At 61.3% G+C, this 12,659-nt stretch carries 10 protein-coding genes; 7 read left to right on the top strand and 3 right to left on the bottom strand.

The features are described from left to right. Window positions 1–32: 32 nt before the first annotated feature. Window positions 33–1,388: a TAXI family TRAP transporter solute-binding subunit gene (locus GTP45_RS02370; RefSeq protein WP_161012265.1), complete on the top strand. Its 1,356-nt coding sequence runs from the start codon at window positions 33–35 to the stop codon at window positions 1,386–1,388. A gap of 81 nt (window positions 1,389–1,469) precedes the next feature. Here the strand turns inward: GTP45_RS02370 and GTP45_RS02365 are convergent, their stop codons facing one another. Then, window positions 1,470–1,928, bottom strand: a complete 459-nt coding sequence (locus tag GTP45_RS02365; protein ID WP_161012264.1) for a rhodanese-like domain-containing protein — start codon at window positions 1,926–1,928, stop codon at window positions 1,470–1,472. Window positions 1,929–2,166: 238 nt separating this feature from the next. On the opposite strand from GTP45_RS02365, the gene glnA reads away from it, so the two are divergent. From glnA to ntrC, 4 genes are all read left to right on the top strand, one after another. After that, entirely contained in the window at window positions 2,167–3,582 is a 1,416-nt protein-coding gene (gene glnA, locus GTP45_RS02360; protein WP_161012263.1) for a type I glutamate--ammonia ligase, read from the top strand. A 135-nt stretch (window positions 3,583–3,717) separates the two neighbouring features. Continuing rightward, window positions 3,718–4,173, top strand: coding sequence for a DUF4124 domain-containing protein (locus tag GTP45_RS02355; RefSeq protein WP_229258305.1), 456 nt, complete (start codon window positions 3,718–3,720; stop codon window positions 4,171–4,173). Next, complete coding sequence (glnL, locus tag GTP45_RS02350) at window positions 4,170–5,282, top strand: nitrogen regulation protein NR(II) (protein ID WP_161012261.1); 1,113 nt, start codon at window positions 4,170–4,172, stop codon at window positions 5,280–5,282. Before GTP45_RS02355 ends, glnL begins: the two co-directional genes overlap by 4 nt. 66 nt (window positions 5,283–5,348) lie before the next feature. Continuing rightward, on the top strand, window positions 5,349–6,854 hold the full coding sequence (gene ntrC, locus GTP45_RS02345; protein WP_161012260.1) for a nitrogen regulation protein NR(I): 1,506 nt from the start codon (window positions 5,349–5,351) through the stop codon (window positions 6,852–6,854). Between the two features lie 86 nt (window positions 6,855–6,940). On the opposite strand, the gene GTP45_RS02340 is transcribed toward ntrC, so the two are convergent. Beyond that, entirely contained in the window at window positions 6,941–7,885 is a 945-nt protein-coding gene (locus GTP45_RS02340) for a GlxA family transcriptional regulator (protein ID WP_161012259.1), read from the bottom strand. 87 nt (window positions 7,886–7,972) lie between these two features. On the opposite strand from GTP45_RS02340, the gene GTP45_RS02335 reads away from it, so the two are divergent. Beyond that, window positions 7,973–8,761: an SDR family NAD(P)-dependent oxidoreductase gene (locus GTP45_RS02335; RefSeq protein WP_161012258.1), complete on the top strand. Its 789-nt coding sequence runs from the start codon at window positions 7,973–7,975 to the stop codon at window positions 8,759–8,761. Window positions 8,762–8,834: 73 nt separating this feature from the next. Beyond that, window positions 8,835–9,803, top strand: coding sequence for a magnesium/cobalt transporter CorA (gene corA / locus GTP45_RS02330; RefSeq protein WP_161012257.1), 969 nt, complete (start codon window positions 8,835–8,837; stop codon window positions 9,801–9,803). Between the two features lie 37 nt (window positions 9,804–9,840). Here the strand turns inward: corA and GTP45_RS02325 are convergent, their stop codons facing one another. Continuing rightward, entirely contained in the window at window positions 9,841–12,546 is a 2,706-nt protein-coding gene (locus tag GTP45_RS02325) for a TonB-dependent receptor (RefSeq protein ID WP_161012256.1), read from the bottom strand. Window positions 12,547–12,659: the final 113 nt, after the last annotated feature.

The following is a 12,659-nucleotide window of genomic DNA, read 5'->3' as shown; positions in this document are numbered from 1 at the left end:
TGTGTGAGCCCATGAAACCTATGCGCCATCACATGTCCAAGATTCTCAAGTTCACGCAATTCTCGCTGCGCGACCTGATCGTTGCCGCTGCGCCGACGGTGCTGCTGATCGTCGGCGTCTGCCTGCTCGCTTACTGGCTGGTTGACCCCGCCCCGCCGCGCACGGTGCGCCTCGGCACCGGCCAGGAAAACTCGGCCTACGAAGAATTCGGCAAGAAGTACGCGGCGGCCCTCGCCAAGCACGGCGTCAAGGTCACCATGGTGCCGTCGGCCGGTTCCAGCGAAAACCTGCGCAACCTGAAAGAAGGCAAGGTTGACATCGCCTTCGTCCAAAGCGGCTCCACCAACGAAGAAGCAGCCGAGCGCGAAGGCCTGTCCTCGCTGGGCAGCCTGTTCGTCGAGCCGCTATGGCTGTTCCTGCGCGAAGAGAAAGGCAAGCCGCCCATCACCAAGCTGACCGACCTGCGCGGCAAGAAAATCAACTACGGCCCGAAGGGCGCCGGCTCGCCACGCCTGTTCCGCCAAATCCTTGAACTGAACGGCGTAGAGAAGGGCGAGGTTGAGCGCTTCTCGCTGGCCAATACCCCGGCCACGGTGGAGCTGCTGGAAGGCCGCATCGACGGCCTCGTATTCACCTCGGCCCCGGAGGCACCGCTGATCCAGATGCTGCTGCAAACACCGGGCATCAAGCTGTTCGACTTCAATCAGGCCGAAGCCTACTCGCGCAAGCTGCCGTTCCTGACCCACGTGATGCTGCCGCAAGGGATTGTCGATCTCGGCCGCAACCTGCCGGCCGAAGACTACAACCTGATCGCGCCAACCGCCACGCTGGTGGCACGCGAGGATTTGCATTCGGCGCTGGTGGACTTGTTCGTGCAGGCGGCGGCCGGAATTCATAGCGGCGCGGGCTGGTTCCAGCAGCAGGGCCAGTTCCCATCGGCCAAGTACACCGAGATTCCAGTCGATCCCGAAGCGGCCAAGTTCTACAAGAGCGGCCCGCCATTCCTGCAACGCTACATGACCTTCTGGCTGGCGAATTTCTTCGACCGCATGTGGGTGCTGGTGGTGGCGCTGGGCGCACTGATCCTGCCGCTGTCGAAAGTGATTCCGCCGCTGTACGTGTGGCGCATCCGTTCGCGCGTGTACCGCTGGTACGGCCAGCTGCGGGCGGTGGAGCAGAAGGTGGAGGAAGCGCCGGAAGCGACGCGCATGCAGGTGTACGAGGAACAGCTCAAGCGGCTGACCGAGATCGAGGACTTGGTCAACCAGGTCTCGATTCCGCTGTCGTTTGCCGATGGCTTGTACGGCTTGCGCAGCCACATCCAGTTCGTGCGCAAGCGTATCCAGTTCCTGATGGGCGAGGCCGCGCCCGCCGCTGTGCCGGTTTGACCCCAAAGCGACGCAGGGTCTGACCCCGTACGGGGTCAGACCCTACAGTGGGCGGCGGTCGCGGGCCGAGGTGGCTGTGGGTTAAGCGCCGATCCAGGGCAAACCCGCGTGGCACCAGCCGTTGATGTTCTTGCGGTGGCCGCGCTCGTCCTTGTCGCCTTCAAAGCCTTCCAGGATGTCGAAGCAATGCTGGTAGCCGTGTTCGCTCGCCAGGGTGGCTGCACCACGCGAGCGCACGCCGGAGCGGCACAGGAACAAAATCACTTGATCCTTTCTTGCTACCGAGTTCAATTGCTCGATAAATGCATGATTATTGACGCCGCCAGGATACACATTCCACTGCACCGCACCATGTTGGGCCTCGGGAATCGCCACCCGTCCCACCCAGTCGCGCTCGGCATTCGTACGCACGTCGACCAGCTTGACGGCGTTTTCCAGACTCAATAACTCGTAGGCTTCAGCGGGCGTCACTGCGCCTTCATAGGCCCAGTCTTTGCGGCGGCTGCGCGCCAACGCCAGAATCTCATCTATTTTGCTCATAAGGTGTTCCAGTTATAAGTTTGAGTTTATTATATGGCGTCCGCGTAAGCCCGCGACCCCGATGCACCAAAACCATGCGCTTTTCAGAAAATATTCCACAACGCACTCATAAGGTGCAAAATGTGATGATTGCACCGCCATGGTGCGTAATTGATCTGCTGTAACTGCATTTTGGGCTGGCACGGATACTGCTTATTTAGGCCTCACGAGTTCCACATATTCCCTTTAGGAGATACGCATGGCAATTACAGCCGCAGAAGTTCTGAAAATGGTCCAGGAAAACGAAGTTAAATTCGTTGATTTCCGTTTCGCTGATACCCGTGGTAAAGAACAGCACGTGACCGTGCCTGTGTCGGCTTTCGACATCGACAAGTTCGAATCGGGTCACGCATTCGACGGTTCCTCGATCGCCGGCTGGAAAGGTATTGAAGCATCGGACATGATTCTGCTGCCGGATCCAAACACCGCGCGCATCGACCCGTTCATGGAAGAGACCACCCTGTTCATGCAGTGCGACGTGATCGAACCTGCTGACGGCAAGGGCTACGACCGCGATCCACGCTCCATCGCCAAGCGCGCTGAAGCCTACCTGAAATCGTCGGGCATCGGCGACACCGCCTACTTCGGCCCAGAACCAGAATTCTTCATCTTCGACAGCGTACGCTGGAAGATCGACATGTCGGGCTGCTTCGTGAAAGTGGACTCGGACGAAGCTTCGTGGTCGACCGACAAAGAAATCGAAGGCGGCAACAGCGGCCACCGTCCAACCGTGAAGGGCGGCTACTTCCCAGTGCCACCAGTCGACAGCTTCCAGGACATGCGTTCGGAAATGTGCCTGATCCTGGAATCGCTGGGCATCCCGGTTGAAGTGCACCACCACGAAGTGGCTGGCGCTGGCCAGAACGAAATCGGCACCAAGTTCTCGACCCTGGTTGAGCGCGCCGACTGGACCCAGAACCTGAAATACGTGGTCTGGAACGTGGCCCACAGCTACGGCAAAACCGCCACCTTCATGCCGAAACCTATCGTTGGCGACAACGGTTCGGGCATGCACGTGCACCAGTCGATCTGGAAAGACGGCACCAACCTGTTCGCAGGCGACGGCTATGCTGGCCTGTCTGAAACCGCGCTGTACTACATCGGCGGCATCATCAAGCACGCTAAAGCACTGAACGCGATCACCAACCCAGGCACCAACTCGTACAAGCGCCTGGTGCCAGGCTTTGAAGCGCCAGTGAAACTGGCGTACTCGGCGAAAAACCGTTCGGCTTCGATCCGTATTCCACACGTGGCCAATCCAAAAGGCCGCCGTATTGAAACCCGCTTCCCAGACCCACTGGCCAACGTCTACCTGTGCTTCGCAGCACTGCTGATGGCTGGTCTGGACGGTATCCAGAACAAGATCCACCCAGGCGAAGCAGCATCGAAAGATCTGTACCACCTGCCGCCGGAAGAAGATGCACTGATCCCAACCGTCTGCGCATCGCTGGAAGAAGCTCTGGACAACCTGAACAAAGACCGCGAGTTCCTGACCCGCGGCGGCGTGTTCACCGATTCGATGATCGATGCCTACATCGAACTGAAGATGCAAGACGTACAACGTATGCGCATGACCACTCACCCTGCTGAGTTCGACATGTACTACTCGCTGTAATCACCCACTGGTGAGGTAGCAAAGAAACGCGGGGCAGGCCATGCTTTCCCCGCGTTTTTTATTGGATGTTGTATATTCGGGATGGATGCCTCCACCCACGGATTACGAATGACAACGAGTTTCAAATTGAGTGCCATGCTGGCGCTAGCAGTCTCCGGCGCAGCGCATGGGCAGATTTACAAGTGCCAGCCGCCCGGCGGCAGTGTCGAGTTCACCGACATCAACCGCGGCAGCTACTGCAAGCTGATGGATTTGCCCGGAATGACGGTGCCGGCGCCGCTGCGGCGCGTAGCGCCATCGCCGCGCAACGCCCAGCCGGTGGCGGTACCCGGCGAGTTCCCGCGCGTTGACAGCGCCGAGCAGCGCGCGCGCGACGCCGACCGCCGCGGCATACTCGAAGACGAGTTGAAGAACGAAATGCAGAAGCTGGCCGAGTTGCGGCGCGAGTTCAACGGCGGCGAGCCGGAACGGCGCGGCGACGAACGCAACTACGCCAAGTACCAGGAACGGGTGGCCGCCATGCGCGACAGCATCAGCCGCTCGGAAAAAAATGTCGATGCCTTGAAACGTGAGATCGCGAATATCCGATGAGCCTTGTTAGTAATATTGCGGCCCGCGCGGCCGCCGCCATCAGCCGCCCGCCAGCGCTGGCCGGGCTGGAGCTGCTGGCCTCCGCCGTGGTGGTGCTGGACTGCGACGACCGCATCTTCTACGCCAACGCGGCGGCCGAAAATCTGCTGGAGAGCTCGCTCAAGGCACTGTCGCGCCAAACGCTGAGCGCGCAGTTCCTCAACACCGACGAGCTGGACAACATCTGCGCGCAAGCGCGCGAACACAAATTCTCCGACCTGCGCCAGGACTTGACGCTGGAGCGCGCCGGCCGCGATCCGCTGCACGTGCACAGCATTGTCTCGGCGCTGGAAGACCCGCCTTGCAGCGTGCTGATCGAGCTGCGCGAAAATCAGCAGCACCTCAAGCTGGATCGCGAGGAGCGCATCCTCGATCAAAGCCAGGTCAACAAGGAGCTGATTCGCAACCTCGCGCACGAAATTAAGAACCCGCTGGGCGGCATCCGCGGCGCCGCGCAGCTGCTGGAGATGGAACTGCCGGCGCTGCACGCGGTGCAGCTGCGCGAGTACACGCAGGTCATCATCAAGGAAGCCGACCGCTTGCAGACGCTGGTCGATCGCCTGCTGGCGCCGCACCGCCGGCCGCACATCGTCGGCGACGTCAACATCCACGAAGTACTGGAGCGCGTGCGCAGCCTGATGCTGGCGGAGTTCCCGTCCGGCCTGACCATCCTGCGCGATTACGATGCCTCGATTCCCGAGTTCCGCGGCGATAAGGAGCAACTGATCCAGACCGTGCTCAACATCGCGCACAACGCTGCGCAAGCCTTGTCGGCGCAGATCGAAGCGGGCGAAGCGCAGATTGTTTTGAAGACGCGCGTGGCGCGCCAGGTCACGCTGGCCAAGGTTCGCTACGGGCTGGCATTAGACTTGCATATCATCGACAATGGACCGGGTATCGCACCCCAGATCCGCGACCGCATCTTCTACCCATTGGTATCGGGCAGGGAAGGCGGCAGCGGCCTGGGGTTAACCTTGGCACAGACCTTCGTGCAGCAGCACATGGGCGTGATCGAATGCGAGAGCCGGCCTGGATTTACGGATTTCCGAATTCTGCTGCCGTTGCCATAAGCCGTGGTGAGTGGTTCGGACCGAGTCCCTTGATAGACAGATCCATCGCGGAATACACATAAACACATGAAGCCAATCTGGATAGTTGACGACGACGAATCGATCCGCTGGGTACTGGAAAAAGCATTAGCCAGGGAAAATCTGGCGACCAAGAGTTTTGCCAATGCGCGCGACGCCATCGCCGCGCTGGAGTTCGAGACGCCGCAAGTGCTGGTGTCCGACATCCGCATGCCGGGCGATTCCGGCCTCGACTTGCTGCAGCTGGTGAAGTCGCGCTTCCCCGGCCTGCCGGTCATCATCATTACCGCGTTCTCCGATCTGGATTCGGCCGTGGCGGCATTCCAGGGCGGCGCGTTTGAATACCTGGCCAAGCCGTTCGATATCGACAAGGCCGTCGAGCTGATCCGCCGCGCGCTCGACGAGAGCTTGCGCGAAACCAGCGTGGAATCGGGCCCGGCTGAAACGCCGGAGATCCTCGGCCAGGCGCCGGCCATGCAGGAAGTCTTCCGCGCCATCGGCCGCCTGTCGCAATCGAATGTGACGGTGCTGATTACCGGCGAATCCGGTTCCGGCAAAGAGCTGGTGGCGCGCGCGCTGCACAAGCATTCGCCGCGTGCATCGCAGCCGTTCATCGCCTTGAACACGGCGGCGATTCCGAAAGATTTGCTGGAGTCGGAATTGTTCGGCCACGAGCGCGGCGCCTTTACCGGCGCGCAGACCACGCGCCGCGGCCGCTTCGAGCAAGCCGAGGGCGGCACGCTGTTCCTCGACGAAATCGGCGACATGCCGTTTGATTTGCAGACGCGCTTGCTGCGCGTGCTGTCGGACGGCCACTTCTACCGCGTCGGCGGCCACCAGCCATTGAAAGCCAACGTGCGCGTGATTACAGCGACGCACCAAAATCTGGAGCAGCGCGTGCGCGACGGCCTGTTCCGCGAAGACTTGTTCCACCGCTTGAACGTGATTCGCCTGCGCCTGCCCAGTTTGAGGGAGCGCCGCGAGGACATCCCTATTTTGGTGCGTCACTTCCTGGTGCAGAGCGCCAAGCAGCTCGGCGTGGAAGCCAAGCGCATGAGCGATGCGGCCTTGCAGTTCCTGTGCAGCCTTGAGTTGCCGGGCAACGTGCGCCAGCTGGAAAACCTGTGCAACTGGATCACGGTGATGGCGCCGGGACAGACGGTGGAGATCAAGGATTTGCCGCTGGAGCTGTCGCAGGAGCAGGGCAGTGCTGCGGCGGTTGCGGGTGCGCCGTCGTCGGCGGTGCCGGTGGAGAACTACAGCGCGCAGCAGCATCACGGCACGGTGACGGCGGTGGCGGAAGCCGGCGCGGCGCCGGGTTCGCCGGATGCGTGGCTGTCGCTGCTGGAGTCGCAGGCGGCCAGCATGCTGGTTGGTGGCCAGCAGGAAGTGATGGCGGTACTGGGACGGCAGTTTGAATCGGCGCTGATCCGCACCGCGCTCAAGCACACGCACGGCCGCAAGAACGACGCGGCAGTACGCTTGGGGATCGGCCGCAACACCATCACCCGCAAGATCGCCGAGCTCGGCATCGACGGCGCGAAGGATGATTGAGCGTTAACGTCACCCAAAAGGTCGGGGTCTGACCCCGTACGGGGTCAGACCCCTGTGCGCCGCAGTGCGGGTTGAACGATTCCCGCTTAGGCCGCTGACGTCCGCGCTGCGCGCTTTACCGCCTGCGGCGGTACCCCGTAAGCGCGAATGAATGCTCTCCTCATGCGTTCGGGATCGTCGAATCCCACTTCCCGGGCAACCACGTCGATGGCGTGGTTGCCTTCTTCTATCATGGTGCGCGCGGCTTCCACGCGCAGGGTTTCCACCGCCTTGGCCGGCGATTGCCCGGTCTCCAATCGGAACGAACGCGTGAATTGGCGGCGGCTCAGGTTGGCCGCATCGGCCAGTTCATCCACCGACAAGGCTTTGCGCAGGTTGCGCTTGGCGTAGGTCAGCGCGGTCTGGATGCGATCCGATTTTGGCTCCAGTTCCAGCAGCGCGGAAAACTGCGACTGCCCGCCGGTGCGCCGGTGATACACCACCATCTTGCGCGCCACCGCGCGCGCCAGCTCGACGCCATAATCGGCTTCCACCAAGGCCAGCGCCAGGTCGATGCACGCTGTCATGCCGGCTGAACTCCACACGTGGTCATCCTCGATAAAGATGCGGTCTTCCTCGACCCGGGTGTGTGGATGCTGGCGTTGCAGTTCGCGCGCCAGCGCCCAGTGCGTGGTAACGCGGCGCCCTTGCAGCAGGCCGGCTTCGGCCAACTGAAACGCGCCGGTGCAAATGCTGGCGGTGCGCCGCGAGGCCAGGCTGGCATCGCGCAAGAACGCCACGAAGCCCGGCGTTGACGGCATCACTTCCATGGCGCCCGCGACCATGACGGTATCGAAACCGGGCGCGTCAAAGCGCTGCGTGACCACCGGCACGCCGGCTGAACTGAGCACCGCGCCGCCGTGCTCGGACAACATTTGCGTCTCATAGTAGGGCCCGCCCGGCATGGCATTGGCGACTTCGAACACGGTCACCGCCGCCAGGTCGACGATCTGAAAGCCGGGAAATAGCAGCAAACCGATGGTTTTTTTCATGATGGCCTAAAAAGAGGTATCTATGTCACATGGGCCTTAGTTTGCGCCGCTACACTGCTCCTGTCAACTCAACGAAAGGACAGCAGCATGACTACCACCGCATTGATTACCGGCGCTTCCTCTGGCATAGGCGCCGTCTACGCCGACCGTCTGGCCCGCCGTGGCTACAACCTGATTTTGACCGGCCGCGACGGCGCCAAGCTGTCGGCGCTGGCGGCCCGATTGGAGGCTTCCACCGGACGCAAGGTGGATACCATCGCCGCCGACCTGGCGTTGACGGCCGACTTGCGCCGCGTCGAGGAGCGCCTTGCCAGCGATACCAGCATCAGCATGCTGGTCAATAACGCCGGCCTCGGCGCCGTCAAATCGCTGGTCGATTCGACGCCGGAAGAACTCGATGCGCTGATCAACGTCAACGTCACGGCGCTGACCCGCTTGACCCGCGCCGTGGCGCCGGGCCTGGTGGCGCGCGGCGGCGGCGCCATCATCAACATCTCGTCGATCGTAGCGCTGAAGCCGGAACTGCTGAATGGCGTGTACGGCGGCAGCAAAGCCTTCGTGCTGGCGCTGACCCAATCGCTGCACCATGAGCTGGGCGACAAGGGCGTGCAAGTGCAAGCCGTGCTGCCGGGCGCCACCGCCACCCAGTTCTGGGATCGCGCCGGCCACGCTGTCGAGAATTTGCCGCCATCGTGGGTAATGACGGCGGAAGATTTGGTCGATGCCGCGCTGGCAGGCTTCGATCAGCGCGAACTGGTGACGGTGCCGCCGCTGCCGGAACTGGACGACTTCAACCGCATGGAAGAAGCGCGCCACGCGATGGCGGACAAGCTGTCGAATACCAAACCGGCCGCGCGCTATTTAACCGTAGCGTAATCTAGCTTGGCATTGGTTTGAGGTAAGCTCTTGGCTGACGAAGCCAAGGGCTTTTCTTTTTTATGGAATGCGTATGCTGATTAATTGTGTGGCCTACCAGGATGGCAAGAAGCTGGCCGACATCCCCGTCGAAGATATCAGCGATTATGTTGAGAAACCGGAGACCTTCGTGTGGGTGGCGTTGCGTGACGCCCAGCCCGAAGAGCTGGCCGAGATGAAGGAAGAATTCGGCCTGCACGAGCTGGCGGTCGAAGATGCGAGCCGCGGCCACCAGCGCCCGAAGATCGAAGAGTACGGCGACTCGCTGTTCGTGGTGGTGAAGACCATCGAGTGCCGCGACGGCGAGGTGGCGGTGGGCGAGGTCGATATTTTCGTCGGCCAGAATTATGTGCTGTCCTCGCGCGACGGCCACAGCCAGCAAGGCTTCCTCGGCGTGCGCGCGCGTGCCGAGCGCGAGCCGCACATGCTGCGCCTTGGCCCGGCCTTTGTGCTGTACGCGCTGATGGACGCGGTGGTGGACCGCTACTTCCCGGTGCTCGATATGCTGGAGACGGAACTGGAAAAAATCGAGGAGATGATTTTTACGCAGGGCCAGCAGCGCGACAATATCCAGCGCCTGTACGAGTTGAAGGGCAAGGTCACGGTGGTGCGCCACGTGGTGGCGCCGCTGATGGAAGCGGTGGGGCGCTTGCACGGCGGGCGCGTGCCGTCGATGTGCCAGGAGACGCAGGAATACTTCCGCGATGTGCACGATCACCTGCACCGCATCAGCGCCTCGCTGGACGGCATCCGCGACACGATCGCGACGGCGATGCAGGTCAATCTGTCGATGGTGGCAATCGAGGAAAGCGAAGTGAATAAGCGGCTGGCCGCTTGGGCCGCGATCTTTGCGATCGTCACCGCGTTTGCCGGCTTGTGGGGCATGAATTTCAAATACATGCCGGAGCTGGACTGGAAGTTTGGCTATCCGATGGCGATTGCCGTCATGGTCGGCGTGTGCCTGTATCTGCACAGGCGCTTTAAAAAAGCAGGATGGTTGTAAAAAAAATCCCGGCCGAGGCCGGGATTTTCATAACAACTTAGAAGTTGTAGGTTGCACGCACGTAGGCGGTGCGGCCGGTTGGATCGGTGTAGCGTGGATCGTAGCCAGCCTGGAACACGGCGCTCTGGTACGACAGCGGTGGTACGCGGTCGAACATATTGCGCACGCCGGCGGTCAGGGTCAGACCCTTGAGCGCTTGCCACGAAGCGTAGCTATCCCAGGTGGTGTACGAAGCAACGCGGTGGCCTGGATGATCTTCCACGTCCTGGTCAGCATAGCCCGACTTGTAGTGACCGGTCAGGCCAGCAGCGTAGTCGCCCTTGCTCCAGCCCAGGTTCAGGGTGTTCTGCCAGCGGAAGATCACCGAGTTACCCGAGAAAGCGCCGACGTTCTGGTGCATCTCGTCGCCGATGAAGTTCTGGTACTCGTACTTGTGCACCCAGGTCGCGTTGTCGGCGAAGGTGAAGGTGCCATAGTCCTTGGTACGCAGCTTGTAGCTGGCCGACAGGTCGACACCGTTGGTGTTCAGGTCGCCCAGATTTTGGTAGCGGGTATCGATGTAGCCGCAGGTGACCGGGTTAGGGCACTGCGAACCATCGGTAGCCAGATCGCCCGACGGGTTACGGTGGTAGTACGACGCGAAGGTGGTCGGATCGGTCAGGATGTCGAAGTCCTGCAGGGTCGAGATCTGCTGGGTCAGGCGGATCGACCACCAGTCAGCGGTCACCGACAGGTTGTTGATCGGTTCCCACACGATGCCCAGGCTACCGTTCTTCGAACGTTCTGGTTGCAGGTTGACGTTACCGCCGTTCAGCACCTGGAACTGCTGTTTGCAGTTAGCCGCAGCCGACTTGCCTGGAATCGGCGTACCGCCTGGGCAGTTGACCGGATCGTTCAGGGTGTTGCCGGAGTTGGTGTACGCTTCCGACATGTTCAGCTCATACAGCGAAGGCGCGCGGAAGCCCTTCGAGTACGAACCGCGCAGCAGCAGCGAGTTCACTGGACGGTAGGTGAAGCCGAACTTCGGATTGGCGGTGTGGCCGAAGTCGCTGTACTTGTCGTAACGTACGGCGGCGGTCACATCGAGGTTCTTCAGCAGCGGCAGGTTCAGTTCCGAGAAGAAGGCCGAGACGTTGCGGGTGCCTTCGTTCAGGGTGTTTGGATCGATACCGGTCGAAGCGATCACCTTGGCAGCGTATTCGGTGTTGGCCGCGCTGCGGAATTCCTGGTGTTCGTATTGCGCGCCAACTGCCAGTGCAGCCTGGTGGCCGGTGTTCAGCCAGTCGCCGACTTCGCGGCTCATCTTGAAGTCTGCGCCCTTGGTGCGGCCGACAGCGTTCATGATGTTGCCGTTCAGGGCAGCGTTGTTCAGCAGCGCGGTGCCGGCGGCGTCTTGTGCGCCGAAGACGTTGATCACGCCGTCCAGTACGCCTTTGGTGATCATGTCGCCATCGGAGTAGCCGTACAGGTTTTCTTTCAGCTTGTTCTGGTTGTAGGTCAGGGCGGTCTGGTAGTCCCAGCCTGCCAGCGTGCCTTTCAGTTCCACCACCAGGCGTTCCTGGCGGTTGATGTTTTCGTCAGCGCGCGAGCCGTTCGGCATGTCGCGCCACTTGGCGTGCACGAAGCCCGGTTGTACGCCTGGGGTGTTGGCGCCGCCGATGTCCATGTAGTTTGGATCGAGCGTGACCGCGGCAGGGATCGAGCCATTACCTGGGAAGTAAGGATTCAGCGAACCGTCAGGACGCAGGCGGTTGATGTACAGGCCGCCGTATGGCACCGGCGCGATGCCGCTCTGGATCTTGCTTTCGGTCGACAGGTATTCCACGCCCAGTTCGTGGTTTTCGTTGAGCTTGAAGGTACCCTTGATCAGGCCGGTATTGCGCTTGCTCTTAGGGATGTAGTCAACGAAGCTGGAGGTGGTCATCAGGCACGAGCCGTCGCCGGCAGGCACCAGCTTGTCGCCGGTGGTGCAGCCAGGGCCGGCCGGGTTGGCCGAGACTTCCTGGTAGTAGTTGGCTGGGCTGGTCGAACCCGACAGGCCGCCCGGGTAGCGGGTGTTGAAGTCGCGCTGGGTGCCGCCGATGCGCTGCTGCGACTGGTGGTCGAACATGGCGAAGATGTTGAAGCCATCCTTGTCCAGATCGCCGTAGCCGAAGCCGATGTTGGCGTTCTTGGAGAAGCCGCCGTCGCCTTGCGGGCTGTCTGCGCCCACGGTGACGGTGCCGCCCGTGTAGTCTTTCTTGGTGATGAAGTTGATCACGCCACCCACCGCATCCGAGCCGTACAGCGAGGAAGCGCCGTCACGCAGCACTTCAACGCGCTCCAGCGCGGCAAACGGGATCATGTTCAGGTCAGGTGCCGAGCTGTCGAGGGCGTTGTTCGCGAGGCGGCGGCCGTTCAGCAGGATCAGGGTCTTGTTGGCGCCGATGCCGCGCAGGTCGGCGAACGAAGCGCCGCCGGTGCCGGAACCGACCACCTGGCTGGTGCCTTGCGACGACTGCGAGACGCTCAGGTTAGCCAGTACTTGCTCAACCGTGGTAATGCCTTCCTTTTTCAGGTCAGCCATTTTCACCACGGTGACTGGAACGGCGGTCTCAGCGTCGATACGCTTGATTGCCGAACCGGTAATTTCAACGCGCTGGATAGGCGCATCTTGGGCGAATGCCGGTTGTGCCAGCATCAGTGCGGCGCCGCCTGCAAACATCACGCGCAGCGAACGCGACAAAACAGTTTCCATCATCATTGATTAACTCCTTGGGGGGCGTTTCTTGTTACTTTATTATTGGAACTTACACCATGAATATTCTATTAATGAAATTATTCATGGCAGGCTCATGAGACCATCCGCACGATTCA

Origin of the sequence: Duganella rivi (assembly GCF_009857435.1) — a bacterium.
Taxonomy (GTDB): Bacteria; Pseudomonadota; Gammaproteobacteria; order Burkholderiales; family Burkholderiaceae_D; genus Rugamonas; species Rugamonas rivi.
Note: the sequence above shows the minus strand (reverse complement) of the source record. Positions and strands in the feature narration are given on the sequence as shown.